The 15,406-nt window shown below is 44.1% G+C and carries 11 protein-coding genes and 1 riboswitch; of the genes, 6 read left to right on the plus strand and 5 right to left on the minus strand.

All coding sequences use genetic code 11. The features are described from left to right. Positions 1–45: 45 nt before the first annotated feature. A riboswitch (TPP riboswitch) is annotated at positions 46–142 on the plus strand. Genes GD631_RS01200 through GD631_RS01210 form a run of 3 tightly spaced genes read left to right on the plus strand, consistent with a single transcriptional unit; the run spans position 143 to position 3,594 of the window. Beyond that, the gene (locus GD631_RS01200) at positions 143–2,392 is read left to right on the plus strand and encodes a TonB-dependent receptor (protein WP_143259996.1); all 2,250 of its coding nucleotides are present in this window, start codon (positions 143–145) and stop codon (positions 2,390–2,392) included. Between the two features lie 12 nt (positions 2,393–2,404). Further along, positions 2,405–2,971, plus strand: a complete 567-nt coding sequence (gene pnuC / locus GD631_RS01205; protein WP_143259997.1) for a nicotinamide riboside transporter PnuC — start codon at positions 2,405–2,407, stop codon at positions 2,969–2,971. Beyond that, positions 2,968–3,594 carry a thiamine diphosphokinase gene (locus GD631_RS01210; RefSeq protein ID WP_143260056.1) on the plus strand — a complete coding sequence of 209 codons (627 nt, stop codon included), beginning with the start codon at positions 2,968–2,970 and terminating at the stop codon, positions 3,592–3,594. Before pnuC ends, GD631_RS01210 begins: the two co-directional genes overlap by 4 nt. Positions 3,595–3,766: 172 nt before the next feature. Here GD631_RS01210 and thrC read toward each other — a convergent pair whose 3' ends face one another. The 3 genes from thrC to thrA all read right to left on the minus strand — a co-directional run bounded on the left by thrC (position 3,767) and on the right by thrA (position 8,850). Next, positions 3,767–5,068 (minus strand): threonine synthase, encoded by a 1,302-nt coding sequence (gene thrC, locus GD631_RS01215; RefSeq protein WP_008640729.1) that lies wholly within the window; start codon positions 5,066–5,068, stop codon positions 3,767–3,769. Between the two features lie 127 nt (positions 5,069–5,195). Further along, entirely contained in the window at positions 5,196–6,404 is a 1,209-nt protein-coding gene (locus tag GD631_RS01220; RefSeq protein WP_143259998.1) for a cofactor-independent phosphoglycerate mutase, read from the minus strand. Between the two features lie 10 nt (positions 6,405–6,414). After that, positions 6,415–8,850, minus strand: coding sequence for a bifunctional aspartate kinase/homoserine dehydrogenase I (thrA, locus tag GD631_RS01225; RefSeq protein WP_143259999.1), 2,436 nt, complete (start codon positions 8,848–8,850; stop codon positions 6,415–6,417). Positions 8,851–9,251: 401 nt separating this feature from the next. Between thrA and GD631_RS01230 the strand changes: the two genes are divergently transcribed. Further along, the gene (locus GD631_RS01230; RefSeq protein ID WP_143260000.1) at positions 9,252–10,289 is read left to right on the plus strand and encodes an asparaginase; all 1,038 of its coding nucleotides are present in this window, start codon (positions 9,252–9,254) and stop codon (positions 10,287–10,289) included. A gap of 70 nt (positions 10,290–10,359) precedes the next feature. On the opposite strand, the gene GD631_RS01235 is transcribed toward GD631_RS01230, so the two are convergent. Both GD631_RS01235 and GD631_RS01240 read right to left on the minus strand, forming a co-directional pair. Then, positions 10,360–11,010 (minus strand): DUF3226 domain-containing protein, encoded by a 651-nt coding sequence (locus tag GD631_RS01235; RefSeq protein WP_143260001.1) that lies wholly within the window; start codon positions 11,008–11,010, stop codon positions 10,360–10,362. A gap of 9 nt (positions 11,011–11,019) precedes the next feature. Beyond that, positions 11,020–12,123: an AAA family ATPase gene (locus GD631_RS01240; protein WP_143260002.1), complete on the minus strand. Its 1,104-nt coding sequence runs from the start codon at positions 12,121–12,123 to the stop codon at positions 11,020–11,022. 169 nt (positions 12,124–12,292) lie between these two features. Between GD631_RS01240 and radA the strand changes: the two genes are divergently transcribed. Both radA and GD631_RS01250 read left to right on the plus strand, forming a co-directional pair. Beyond that, positions 12,293–13,660, plus strand: coding sequence for a DNA repair protein RadA (radA, locus tag GD631_RS01245; RefSeq protein ID WP_143260003.1), 1,368 nt, complete (start codon positions 12,293–12,295; stop codon positions 13,658–13,660). Between the two features lie 78 nt (positions 13,661–13,738). Then, positions 13,739–15,391 (plus strand): NAD(P)/FAD-dependent oxidoreductase, encoded by a 1,653-nt coding sequence (locus GD631_RS01250; protein ID WP_143260004.1) that lies wholly within the window; start codon positions 13,739–13,741, stop codon positions 15,389–15,391. The last annotated feature ends 15 nt before the right edge of the window (positions 15,392–15,406 follow it).

The raw sequence follows: 15,406 nt of genomic DNA on the forward strand, positions 1-15,406 counted from the left end.
GTTTTTTTTTGCTTTCCTCCTGCAAAAGCCGTATTTTTGTAACCGATTCACTGGTAGGGGTGCCTTAACATGACGGGCTGAGAACATACCCATAGAATCTGATCCGGGTAATGCCGGCGTAGAGAACTAATTAGTAAGCAAAATGAAAAAAATTGTATGGATGGCCGTCGCCTTATCGGGCGTAGGCATCACTGTTCATGCACAGACGAGTGCAAAGGATAGTATGAGAGTAGTAAACCTGCAAGAAGTGCAGGTAGTATCCACGCGTGCCACCTCCAAAACTCCCGTGGCATTCACCAATATAGGCAAAGCGGAATTGAAGAAGGTTAACTTCGGACAGGATATCCCTTATCTGTTGAGCATGACTCCTTCTACGTTGACCACATCGGATGCTGGAGCAGGTATCGGCTACACGACCCTTCGCGTGCGCGGAACCGACGGCACACGCATCAACATCACAGTGAACGGCATACCGATGAACGATGCCGAAAGCCATAATCTGTTCTGGGTAAATATGCCCGACTTTTCTTCTTCCGTAAAAGATATGCAAGTGCAACGCGGCGCAGGTACGTCTACCAACGGGGCAGGCGCCTTCGGAGCCAGCGTAAATATGCAGACCGAAGGTGCATCCATGAAGCCGTATGCCGAATTCAACGGTTCATACGGTTCATTCAACACGCACAAAGAAACAGTGAAAGTGGGAACCGGTCTGCTCAATAATCATTGGACGTTTGACGCCCGTCTTTCCAATATCGGTACGGACGGATACATAGACCGTGCTTCGGTAGACTTGAATTCTTACTACCTGCAAGGAGGTTATTTTGCAGAAAACACATCTGTGAAGCTGATTGCATTCGCCGGAAAAGAAAAGACATATCACGCCTGGGGATACGCAACCAAAAAGGAAATGGAGGATTTCGGCAGACGCTACAACCCCTGCGGCGAGATGTACACCGACGCCAACGGCAACAAGCATTTTTATGACGACCAAACGGACAATTATCTGCAAAAGAATTATCAGCTTCTCTTCAATCATACTTTCTCAACAGCCTGGAACTTGAACGTTGCCTTGCATTATACCAAAGGCGATGGCTATTACGAAGAGTACAAAGACGGCAGATCCCTCATAGAATATGGTCTGAAGCCATTCACAATAGATGGGACCGAAATAGCCAAAAGTGATTTAGTCCGTCAGAAGAAGATGGACAACAAATTCGGCGGTGGCGTTTTTTCTCTCAATTATACGGCCAACAGGCTGAATGCGTCTCTGGGAGGTGGTTTGAATCAATACCGGGGCAATAACTTCGGAAGGGTTCCCTGGGTGAAGAATTATGTGGGCACTCTATCTCCCGATCATGAATATTACCGCAATAAATCCAAAAAGACCGATGGCAATATTTATCTGAAAGCAAACTACGATCTTACCAGAGGACTAAGCGCGTATGCCGATCTTCAGTATCGACACATCGACTATACCATCGACGGCAACAATGATAAATATGACTGGAGCAAGAATGCTCTGCGTCCACTGGCAGTAGACAAGAAGTTCGATTTCTTTAACCCGAAAGTCGGATTAAACTGGAATATCACGTCCAACCATCGCGTTTATGCCTCTTTCTCGGTAGCTCAAAAAGAACCGACAAGGAACAATTATACGGATGGCGATCCGGATTCGTATCCAAAAGCAGAAAAACTGCTCGACTATGAAGCGGGATATACTTTCGCCAATCAATGGTTGACGGCAGGCGCAAACTTCTACTACATGGATTATACCGACCAACTGGTTCTGACCGGAGCTTTAAATGACATCGGTGAAGCACTGACCGAAAACGTACCGGACAGTTATCGTATGGGAGTCGAGCTAATGCTGGGAATCAAACCGTGTAAATGGTTTCAATGGGACATAAACGCTACATGGAGCAAAAACCGCATCCAGGATTTTGTAGAAAGCCTGCCGGGTTACCATTATAATGCAGATGGTAGTTCTACTTCCCTCCCGACTGTTCAGATCAAGCATAAAGACACTCACATCGCTTTCTCACCCGACTTCCTATTTAATAACCGTTTCTCATTCATTTATAAGGGATTCGAGGCAGCTCTGCAATCGCAATTCGTCAGCAAACAGTATATGACAAATGCAGAAGTAGAAGAATTGACTCTTGATAAATATTTTGTCAGTAACCTCAATCTGGCGTACTCTTTCCGCCCCAAGAAGGTGTTGAAAGAAGTCACGGTAGGGTTTACTGTATATAATCTGTTTAATGAAAAATATGAGAACAACGGTTGGGCCTCGAGCGATTACACCGATACGGTGGAGAATCGGGGAAACTATGCCGGATATGCAGCGCAGGCAGGAACAAACGTCATGGGACATGTTTCTTTCCGCTTTTAATACTACAGAGTTATGGAATTGAATTTTCTGGAAATATTCGGTACGATTGTCGGGCTAGTCTACCTTTGGTTGGAGTACCGGGCAAGTATCTATCTTTGGATAGCAGGTATCGTGATGCCTGCCATCTATATCTTCGTATATTATAAAGCAGGACTGTATGCCGATTTCGGTATCAATATCTACTATCTGATAGCTGCCATCTACGGTTGGTTCTTTTGGATGTGGGGAGGGAGGGAACCCAAAAATCTTCCTATCGTACATACTCCGTGGAAATGTTACTTACCTCTTTTTCTGGTATTTATTGCCACATTTATCGGCATTGCATGGATACTGATCGAATATACGGACAGCAACGTGCCCTGGCTGGATAGTTTTACTACGGCATTGAGCATTGTCGGCATGTGGATGCTGGCACGCAAATATATCGAGCAATGGTTTGCCTGGATTCTTGTGGATATTGTCTGCTGCGGACTTTATATCTACAAAGACCTTTATTTTACTTCTGCTTTATACGGACTTTACTCCATTATAGCTATCTTTGGCTACTTTAAATGGAAAAAATTAATGAATATACAATGATAAGCGAACACTATACTCCCGAAGCCGTCATACTTGCCAACGGCGAATATCCTACGCATGCGCTTCCCCTGAAAATACTGGAAGAGGCTAAATTCGTGATTTGTTGCGATGGAGCAGCCAACGAATATATCTTACGTGGACATACCCCGGATGTGATTATCGGTGACGGAGATTCTCTTTCTTCGGAAAACAAAACACGCTTTTCGGACATTATTCATCATATAGCCGATCAGGAAACAAACGACCAAACCAAGGCTGTCCACTTCCTGCAAGAAAAAGGCTACCGGAAGATAGTCATCGTCGGTGCTACCGGAAAACGGGAAGACCACACATTGGGAAATATCAGTTTGCTGCTGGATTATATGAAAAGCGGTATGGAAGTGCGGACAGTTACGGATTACGGAGTATTTATTCCGGCAAGTGGCACGCAGACTTTCGTTTCCCACGCCGGGCAGCAAGTATCCATTATCAATTTCGGAGCGAAAGGATTGAAAGGGGAAGGATTGGTTTATCCGCTTAGCGACTTTACGAATTGGTGGCAAGGGACTCTTAATGAGGCTACAGGCAATCGTTTTACCATTCAGTGCACGGGAGAGTATTTAGTATTTCTAGCTTCTATATAAACCGATATTAACTCTCAAGACATTTTATTACTATGAGAAAATATTCTCATTGCAATGAGAAAAAATACTCATAGTGATGAGAACTTTTTCTCATTGCGGTGAGAATATCTCTTTCATTCCAATAGACTGACAACGCTTCACATCCCCCTGTCTAACAGTCTATTAAGACTGACTATAATGAAAGCAAATAGCTCTTGAAATCTGCAAACTCTTTCGTCATTTGCAAGCTCTTCTTCTCGCCTTTCATAAATTCCTGCAATTTGGCAGGTATCTCTACTGATTCACCGATAATGCTTTCCACTGTTTCAAGGAATTTAGCCGGATGAGCCGTTTCAAGGAATACACCCGTTTCGCCTTCTTTCAAGCCTTCTACCAATGCACGGTATCCGCAAGCTCCGTGAGGATCGAGGAGATAATGATGTTCTTTCCAAGTTTCTTTCACCGTTTCACGGATCTGCTCGTCGGTATAAGTTGTTCCTGAAATTTCGGCAGAGATAGCAGCATGCGAACCATTATACAAATCAAGTACACGGGCAAAGTTGCTAGGATCTCCCACGTCCATAGCGTTAGCGATTGTTGCAATAGACGGACGGGGATTGTATTTACCTGTTTGCAGGTATTGATAGAAAATATCGTTGCGGTTGTTGGCAGCAATGAAACGCTTCACAGGCAATCCCATTTTCTTTCCGAACAATCCTGCGGTGATATTTCCGAAGTTTCCGCTAGGTACGCAGATGACGGCGTTATCTGCTTTTCCGGCACGCTTCAGTTGAGCGTATGCATAGAAATAATAAAATGCTTGTGGCAGGAAACGGGCTACATTGATGGAATTGGCAGAAGTCAATGATAGATGTTCATTCAGCTCCTTATCCATAAAAGCAGCTTTTACCAATGCCTGGCAATCATCAAACGTTCCGTCCACTTCGAGGGCAGTGATGTTCTGCCCCAGTGTAGTGAATTGTTTTTCCTGTATTTCGCTGACTTTTCCTTTCGGATAGAGCACATATACATGAATACCGTCCACACCCAGAAAACCGTTAGCCACGGCACTTCCCGTATCACCGGAAGTGGCTACCAGTACATTTACATTCTTCTGTCCTTCTTTCTTAATGAAGTATCCCAGCAGACGTGCCATGAAACGACCGCCTACATCTTTGAAGGCCAGTGTCGGTCCGTGGAAAAGTTCGAGCGAGTAGATGTTATCCGCTACCTTCACCAAAGGTACATCAAAACTTAATGTATCATATACAATCTGTTTCAAGGTGTCGGCAGGAATGTCCTCACCGAAGAAAGCATCGGCTACACGATAAGCTATTTCCTGAAAAGACAACGTATCAATTGTATCGTAAAACTCTTGTGGAAGAGGCTTGATAGACATAGGCATAAACAACCCTTTATCGGCTGCAAGACCCTTTACAACTGCTTCCTGTAAAGAAGCCACCGGCGCTTGTTTATTCGTACTATAATATTTCATGGGATGATATTTTTAGTGCTCACCACAGATTACACAGATTGACACAGATATTTTCTCTATTATTACATAATACAAAAGTCTCTTATCACTTTAAATCTGCGCGAATCTGTGTAATCTGTGATGAACATTATTTCATAAATTCTTTAATGAACTCGTCTTCTTTCAACACACCATAACTACCATTGCAGGCAGATACTTCGTCGTAAGTTTGCACCTCGTCCGGCTCAATTCCCGGATACCAGATAAGGAACGGGATAGGTTCGGAAGTGTGTGTGCGAAGTTCGCAGGGAGTAGGATGGTCAGGCAATACGGCTATTGCTACCGGTTCATCCCAATCTTTCACAGCTTCGTAGATAGGTCCTACGGCACGTTTATCCAGATTCTCGATAGTGAGAAGTTTCAAGTCGATGTCTCCTTCGTGTCCGGCCTCATCACTGGCTTCGATATGAAGATAGACAAAGTCATCGGTTTTCAAGGCTTCCAATGCAGCCGCCACTTTATTTTCATAATTTGTATTATACAGACCGGTTGCTCCTTCTACCGCAATACGACGCAACCCGGCATAATAACCGATTCCATTTATCAGATCGACTGCCGAAATCACCGCACCTTTTTCCACTTGCGGGAAAGTTTCGGAGAAAGTAGACATCTGCGGACGATAACCGGGGCTCCAAGGCCAAATACTATTGGCGGGGTCTTTACCTTCAGCCATGCGTTTCAGGTTCAATGGATGATTCTTCAACAGTTCCTGTGATTTTAGAATCAGGTCATTAATCAGATCTGCCGTTTCTTGTGCTTCCGGCACCAATGGTTTCACCATCAGCGGGCGGAAAGGTTTCAAAGGAACATCGTGCGGAGGGGTGCAGTCCAATTCTTTATTTCCTCCCTTGATAACCAACAGATGACGGTATTGGACTCCTGTGTGAAACCGTACGCGTTCATTGCCTAGTTTTTCTTGCAAGTATTGAATCAATACGTCCGCTTCTTCCGTAGATATATGTCCGGAGGAGTGATTCTTCAGAATTTCTCCTTCCACACAAATCAAGTTACAACGCATTGCCATCTCGCCTGGTTTCAGATCCACGCCGATACTGGCAGCTTCCAGCGGTCCACGACCTTCGTACACTTTCGGAAGATTATATCCCAACACAGACATGTTGGCTACTTCACTACCCGGATGGAAACCTTCTGCCACGGTAATCAAGCGACCATTACGTCCCATTCGGGCTAATTTATCCATATATGGCGTTTTCGCATATTGCAGGAGCGTCTTGTCCCCTAGTGACTTCACTGGCCAGTCGGCCATTCCGTCTCCCAATATAATGATATGCTTCATAAATTGAAAATTAAACGTTCGCGATGCTCATGATATCAGCGAATACTCCGGCAGCCGTAACTCCGGCACCGGCACCGTATCCCTGAATCATCATCGGATATTCTTTATAGCGTTCCGTAGTAAGCAGGATAATGTTGTTGCTACCTTCCAGACCGTAGAACGGGTGGTTGGCACCTACTTCCTGTAAGCCGACAGAAGCTTTTCCGTTCTCCAGTTTGGCTACGAAACGCCAGTGTTTATTTTCTTTCTCCAATACCTGGCGGCGGGCTTCAAAGTCTGCGTCGAGACTTGGAACACGTTTCCAGAAATCTTCCAGAGAACCTTCGAAGAAGTCATTCGGAACAAAGAGGTTCTTTTCAACATCTTCCTGTTCCAGACGGTATCCGGCTTCACGTGCCAGAATCACCAGTTTACGGATTACGTCTTTTCCGCTCAAGTCGATACGCGGGTCCGGTTCGGAGTAACGTTCTTCCTGTGCCATTTTGATGGTACGGCTGAAAGGAATATCGGCACTGATTTTGTTAAAGATGTAGTTCAACGTACCTGAAAGCACTGCTTCAATCTTCAGAATCTTGTCGCCACTATGAATCAGGTCATTGATCGTGTTAATAATTGGAAGGCCTGCACCTACGTTTGTTTCGAACAGATATTTCACACCACGTTGGCGGGCAATCGTTTTCAGTTCACGATAGTTCTCGTAAGCGGAAGAAGCGGCAATCTTGTTGGCTGCTACCACAGAGATATTGTGTTGCAGGAAATCTTTATAAAGTGACGCAATGTCGGCGCTGGCCGTACAGTCTACAAATACAGAATTAAAGATGTTCATTCCGATAATCTCGTCGCGGATGGTTTGCAGACTACTGTCTTTCCCCTTTTCCAGCAGTTCTTTACGGAAGTTGGCAAGGTCGAAACCTTCACGGCTGAACATTGCCTTGGCAGCATCAATGATACCTACCACATGGAGTTTCAATCCGTTTTCCATCATGAGTTTCTGCTGTTGGCAACGAATCTGTTCTACGAGGCTGCCGCCTACCGTACCGACACCGCAGATAAAGAGGTTCAGTACCTGATATTCGGAGAGGAAGAAAGAGTCGTGAATGACGTTCAGGGATTTACGCAGAGATTTGGAATCGACCACAAAAGAGATATTTGTTTCCGAAGCTCCTTGCGCACAGGCAATTACGTTGATACCGTTGCGTCCCAGCGTACCGAAAAGTTTACCGGCGATACCCGGGGTATGTTTCATATTCTCGCCTACGATAGCAACCGTTGCCAGGTTTCTTTCCGCGAGAATCGGAGAAATCTCTCCCATTTCTATTTCTTTCGCGAATTCCTCATTCAGCACTTCACAAGCCAGGTCGGCATCGGCATTACGCACACCGATAGAAGTACTGTTCTCCGATGAAGCCTGCGACACGAGGAATACGCTGATTCCGTTCTTAGCCAATGCTTTAAAGATACGGTAGTTTACACCGATCACACCCACCATACCGAGTCCCTGAACAGTGATCAGGCTGGTGTCGTTGATGGAGGAAATACCTTTGATAGCCTTGCTCTGCGGGTTGGAAACTTCTTGTTTGATAATCGTTCCCACTCCGTCCGGATTGAAGGTATTCTTTATTATAATAGGAATATTCTTGTGACATACGGGATAGATAGTCGGCGGATAAACCACCTTTGCACCGAAATTACAAAGTTCGGTCGCTTCTACATAACTCAATTCCGTAATGGTATAAGCAGTTGAAATGACACGCGGGTCAGCCGTCATAAATCCGTCTACATCCGTCCAGATTTCCAGACTTGCCGCATCCAAAGCCGCAGCAATAATGGCAGCCGTATAGTCCGAGCCACCACGCCCGAGGTTCGTCACATCTCCTGTCGTTTTATCTGAAGAGATGAATCCCGGCACCAGTGACACTTTAGGGATAGACCGGAAAGCCTCTTTCACCAACTTATTAGTCAGGTCGGTATCCAGCGTATGTTTACTATGTTTTCTTTCGGTCTTGATAAAAGTGCGCGAATCGAACCATTCTGCTCCATCAATCAGTTCGGTAACGATAATGGATGAAAGGCGTTCACCATAGCTGACGATTGTATCCGAAGTCTTAGCGGAAAGGTCTCTAATCAGATAAATTCCCTGGAAGATGTCCTTCAATTCGTTCAGCAGTTCGCCAATCTGACGTTGCAACGAAACTTGCTTTTCTCCGGCAGGAATCACCTCCTTAATCATCTCTACATGACGGTAAACGATTTCGCGGAACTCACCCTCATAGGCTGAATCTCCTACTGCCGCCATCTTTGATGTATTTATCAATTTGTCAGTGATGCCTCCCAATGCGGAAACAACTACAATTACCGGCTCACCTGCCGACTCTACAATTCTCTTTACGCTTAAAATGCTGTTCACGGAACCTACGGACGTCCCGCCGAATTTCATTACTTTCATGAAGATACTTATTTAAATGCAATGTCCTGCAGTTTGCTTTTTACAGAACGATTGGTTGTTTACGAATAAAATTGAATTTGAATTTTGCCTGTTTATACAAGCGTGAATCACGTAGATACACAAAAACTATCCATCAACCCCTAAGGGTCATGGTACACATGGATGTGACTGTATGTGGATAGTACTTCATCATAGTCCTTGTTTCTACTCTTGTTTTTGATAAGTGTCGCAAAAGTAATAATAAAAACGTTCAATCTATCACTTTTTTCGGTTTTTTTCTGATAAAAAGAATCTTCCGCCTTCTATTCGTTCTGTCATCCGCCTTTACTTTTATGACATTTTGCTACTTATATATCAAATATATTATTATATTTGCGAAAACAATCGCACAAAATCAGCTTATGAATCCATTAAATACTTCCGTATTGCTAATATACACCGGTGGAACAATTGGTATGATCGAGAATGCCGCGACAGGTGCTCTGGAGAACTTTAACTTCGAGCAACTGCAAAAGTATATCCCCGAACTGCAAAAGTTCAACTTCCCGATCGATACCTATCAGTTTGACCCTCCAATGGATTCATCGGACATGGAACCGGATATATGGCGGAAGCTGGTACGCATCATTCATGAAAATTACGACCGTTACCACGGCTTCGTCATTCTGCACGGGACGGATACGATGGCTTACACTGCTTCGGCATTGAGTTTTATGCTCGAAGGACTCGATAAACCTGTTATCCTCACAGGTTCACAACTTCCCATAGGTGTACTCCGCACGGACGGAAAAGAAAATTTGATGACCAGCATCGAGATTGCCGTCGCACAAAATAAGGAAGGGAAAGCGCTCGTACCGGAAGTATGCATCTTCTTTGAAAACCATCTGATGCGGGGAAACCGCACGACCAAGATGAATGCGGAAAACTTCAACGCATTCCGTTCTTTCAATTATCCGGTATTGGCGGAAGCCGGAATCCATATCAAATATAATAATGTGCAGATTCACGTAAATGGTGAGGAGCGGGAATTGAAGCCTCATTATCTGTTGGATACCAATGTAGTGGTGCTGAAACTCTTCCCGGGCATCCAGGAAAATGTGATTGCCACCATTCTAGGGATTGACGGATTGAAAGCTGTCGTGCTCGAAACATACGGTTCGGGGAATGCTCCTCGGAAGGAATGGTTCATACGTCGGCTGTGCCAGGCCAGCGAACGTGGAATTGTGATTGTCAACGTGACACAATGCAGCGCAGGAATGGTAGAGATGGAACGTTATGAAACGGGCTACCAATTGTTGCAGGCAGGTGTTGTCTCCGGATATGACAGTACGACGGAGTCGGCTGTGACTAAATTAATGTTCTTACTGGGACATGGATATACAGCGGACGAGGTGCGCGACCGGATGAATCGTTCGATGGCAGGAGAGATAACTCTGTAAATTCCCTGTTTGTTTTACGCATTGAACAGATTTTATCTGAATTTGTTTTGCGCGTTGAACAAATAGGGTTTTAACTAAACAAATTCTTAAGCCAGTTCACAAATAAAATGGCCTGTTCAGAGTCTGCTCTCAAATAGCTTTTTGCAATTGCACTTCCCATAGAAACTCCGGGCTCCTCTTGCCAAGCCAGAAATGTATGAATGCGAGCCTTGGATTTATGAATTGCTTTATACTTATTCACTTTTTTATCTTCTATTACTTCCAAAGCGGCATCTACTTCATCTAACAAGTCTTTGTCATTGACAGCCAACTTAGCCAGGAAATCCTCCAACATTCCGTTCAATTGATTATCAGGCATCACCCAAACTCCAATCTTCACATCGTCAGAATCATTTGGGAAAAGAATCAGCCCTTCATTTGGAAGAACATCAGGTACTGTATACTTTCCGCTTTCAACTAATATCTGAGAGATTCGTTGCCAACGCCCGGCCATATTCAAATCCGCATCAATCACAAGCCCTAATATTCGATTATTGGCAGTTTGTTTATCTATCAGAATACGAAATAATTCGATTGCTTTTTCTACTGAACCGCATGGTTTAATAAAAATATTATCCTCTAATTGATTCAATTCCCTTAAATGCGCTATCACAAACAAATCATCCGGTCCCTCTACTAATAATTTGAATGCATAATCTTCTTCTCTCCGCTTGTCAGCCATTTTATCGTTTTATCTAATTTCAATATCCTGCTCCAATACCAACTCCAAGTCTTCCTTATTATCGTAAGTAACGGCTACAACTTTATTTTTACGCCGCTCTAAACGAATAAATGTCCCGTCATTTTCTATATTTTCTGCTACAAAAGCGCGAATTGCATCACGGCTATGGGTTGTTACGAAAACCTGTATATTGAGCATCCTTGACAAACTAAAAATGACTTTCCATAATTTCTGCTGAACTGAATAGTGTAACCCATTTTCAAACTCATCAATAAGCAAAACACCCTCCTTAGTATTCAACATTGCAAGAATAATAGTCAAAATACGGTTTATTCCATCTCCCATAGAACTTAATCTACGTGGCTTTGATTCTCCCTCAAACACAACATACGGTACACGCTCATCCTCATTTCTCTCACGCGAAAACCTATTTTTACGTCTATCATCTTTCAAGAAGTTCAAATCCACTATTCTTTGCTCTATTATTTGCAGAGCCTTCACAACCTCTTTCTGTAATGGAGTTAGAGCTAGTTTATCAAACAAAGAAGGATTATTTATTGTATTTATATCCCCCATTCTTACATATTGAACTTTATTCAACAAATCCATTTGGGAACGAGGAACCGAACCATTAAACGTATAAAGAATCTTTTGACCGAGAGAAGGAGTAATCTCCAAACCAAGTCCTATATTTTCATAATAACTACTTGGGTCATAATTCTCGACAACAGTACGAACAGTTCTATCAAAGCCACCTTCCGTTATCTGCATCTCCGTAAAATACACAAATCGTATTTCCACCTTACGCTCCATATCTGATAGCATAATAGGAAGCTCAAATTTATGCTCATTATCGTAATTAGGAACAAAGGACAAAAAACTATCCAACTCCTTTCGTTGGTGGTTTTCTACATATCGGTCAGTTGACTCACCACGGAATTCCAATAATTGCATCAGCCATTCAAGACTTCCACCGGATTGAAGTATGGAAACAGCCTCTAATAGCGAAGATTTACCTACGTTATTTTCACCTGCTATCAAATTCACACGTCCCAATTTATCGATTTGTAAACTCTCCAGGTTCTTATAATTCTTTATATACAAACTATTCATATTGAACGGAATTTTGTGTATTATCACAACAAAGATAGTTATTATTGTGATTCGCCTTACATAATTGAATTAAAATCAATGAGATTTGTTTTGTGCTTTGGGCTATTTATAGTTACTTTTGCTCCAAAAGCAAGTTGACGAGACTTATTTAGTTAGAATAAGAGATAAAATGGCAAAAGAGAAAACCGTATATGTATGCAGTAATTGCGGACAAGATTCACCGAAATGGGTGGGTAAATGTCCGTCGTGTGGAGAATGGAATACGTATGTTGAAGAAATCGTACGGAAAGAACCTACCAACCGCCGCCCGGTGTCGGGCATTGAGACACAGAAACCCAAGCCACTGGCACTTAGCGATATTGAAGCGGACGATGAGCCACGCATCAATATGCACGATGATGAATTGAATCGCGTATTGGGTGGCGGACTTGTACAAGGTTCTCTTGTCCTGATAGGCGGTGAGCCGGGAATCGGTAAATCCACACTCGTCATGCAGACCGTACTGCACATGCCGGAGAAGAAAATTCTTTATGTGTCCGGTGAAGAAAGTGCACGGCAGCTTAAACTCCGTGCCGACCGTCTCTCCGATACTTCCAGCGATTGCCTGATCGTTTGTGAAACTTCGCTCGAACAAATTTATGTGCATATCAAGAATACGAATCCCGATCTAGTGATTATCGACTCTATACAGACCATTTCGACCGAGAGTATCGAATCATCTCCCGGAAGTATTGCGCAAGTCAGAGAGTGTTCGGCCTCTATTCTTCGTTTTGCGAAAGAAACGCATACTCCTGTGTTGCTGATCGGTCATATTAATAAGGAAGGAAGTATTGCAGGACCTAAAGTGTTGGAACACATCGTAGATACTGTTCTTCAATTTGAAGGCGACCAGCATTATATGTATCGTATTCTGCGCAGTATCAAGAATCGTTTCGGCAGTACGGCAGAGTTAGGTATTTATGAAATGCGTCAGGATGGGTTGCGCCAGGTGAATAATCCTTCCGAACTTTTGCTTAGTCAGGACCATGAGGGAATGAGTGGAGTAGCTATTGCTTCCGCTATCGAAGGGATACGCCCGTTCTTGATCGAGACACAGGCTTTGGTCAGTTCTGCCGTTTATGGAAATCCTCAACGTTCGGCAACCGGTTTTGATTTAAGAAGAATGAATATGTTGCTGGCTGTTCTCGAAAAGCGTGTCGGATTTAAGCTGGCACAGAAAGATGTGTTTCTGAATATTGCCGGAGGACTGAAAGTAAATGACCCGGCTATCGACTTGCCGGTTATCAGTGCCATCCTTTCTTCCAATATGGACGCAGCCATTGAGCCGGAAGTTTGTATGGCGGGAGAAATCGGATTGTCGGGAGAGATACGTCCTGTGAATCGAATAGAACAACGTATCGGTGAAGCCGAAAAATTAGGCTTCAAACGATTCTTGTTGCCCAAATACAATCTGCAAGGCATTGACACTAAGAAACTGAAGATCGAGTTAGTTCCGGTGAGAAAGGTAGAAGAGGCATTCAGGGCTTTATTTGGATAAGCACTGATACATATCACTGATGAATAAATGATCTGCTTTATCAATTTTATAGTAGAAAATAATATCAACAATAACTAAATGATACAAGAATACCAACTCCGCATACTTCCCGAAATCGCAGCAAACGAACAGAAACTAAAGGAATATCTTTCTAAAGAAAAAGGGTTGAACCTGCGTGACATCACTGCTACCCGAATCTTGAAACGAAGCATCGATGCACGGCAACGGACCATCTTCGTCAATCTGAAGGTACGGGCGTACATCCGTGAGATGCCTAAGGATGACGAATACGAGCATACTATATATAATAAGGTAGAGGGAAAGCCGCAAGTGATTGTCGTAGGCGCAGGCCCCGGCGGACTATTTGCTGCCCTGCGTCTCATCGAACTGGGATTACGTCCCGTTGTTATCGAGCGCGGAAAAGACGTGCGTGAGCGGAAAAAAGATTTAGCACAGATCAGCAGGGAACACACGGTTGACCCGGAATCGAATTACAGTTTTGGCGAAGGAGGTGCAGGAGCTTATTCGGACGGGAAACTCTATACCCGGAGCAAGAAGAGAGGGAATGTAGACAAGATATTGAATGTATTCTGCCAGCATGGGGCTTCTACGGCAATATTAGTAGACGCGCATCCGCATATCGGGACAGATAAGTTGCCACGTGTCATTGAAAATATGCGGAATACCATCATCGAATGTGGCGGAGAAGTACATTTCCAGACACGAATGGAGGCACTGATTATCGAGAATGATGAAGTAAAAGGTATCGAAACAAACACAGGAAAGACTTTTCTCGGACCTGTGATACTGGCAACCGGACATTCGGCGAGAGATGTATATCGTTGGTTGGCTGCGAATAATGTGGCGATTGAAGCGAAAGGCATTGCAGTCGGTGTCCGTTTAGAGCATCCGGCAATGTTGATCGATCAGATACAATATCATAGTAAGGAAGGGCGAGGCAAGTATCTGCCTGCCGCAGAATACAGCTTCGTCACGCAGGTTGAAGGCAGAGGAGTGTATAGCTTCTGTATGTGCCCCGGCGGTTTCATTGTTCCTGCCGCCAGCGGACCGGAGCAAGTGGTAGTGAACGGTATGTCTCCTTCTAATCGTGGCTCGCGATGGAGCAATTCGGGCATGGTGGTGGAAGTGCAACCGGAGGACTTGATTAATGAAGAAGTAAAAGTGGACAACGGAGAATCGGTTGCGCGACGAAATGAACAGCTGCTGGCTCTTAATCCTAATCTAAATAGTGCTCAACTTTCTGAAATCAATTCACAACTGCTGTCCGTTCTTCACTTTCAGGAAGAACAGGAACGCCAATGCTGGTTGCAAGGAGGCAGAAGGCAGACAGCACCGGCACAGCGTATGCAGGACTTCACCCGCAAGAAATTGAGTTACGACTTACCCGAATCTTCCTACAGTCCGGGATTGATTTCTTCTCCGCTTCATTTCTGGATGCCGGAGTTTATCAGCAAAAGATTATCTCTCGGTTTCCAGCAATTCGGACGTTACAGTCATGGCTTCCTCACTAATGAGGCGGTGATGATCGGCATAGAGACACGTACTTCTTCTCCCGTTCGCATCGTACGCGATAAAGAGACATTGCAACATACAACCGTTCGCGGATTATTCCCTTGCGGAGAAGGCGCAGGCTATGCTGGAGGAATTGTTTCTGCCGGAGTGGATGGAGAACGGTGTGCGGAAGCCGTAGCCAATTATTTTAATCGCTAACTAAAACTACATGAA

The organism is Bacteroides luhongzhouii, from assembly GCF_009193295.2.
GTDB classification, from domain to species: Bacteria; Bacteroidota; Bacteroidia; order Bacteroidales; family Bacteroidaceae; genus Bacteroides; species Bacteroides luhongzhouii.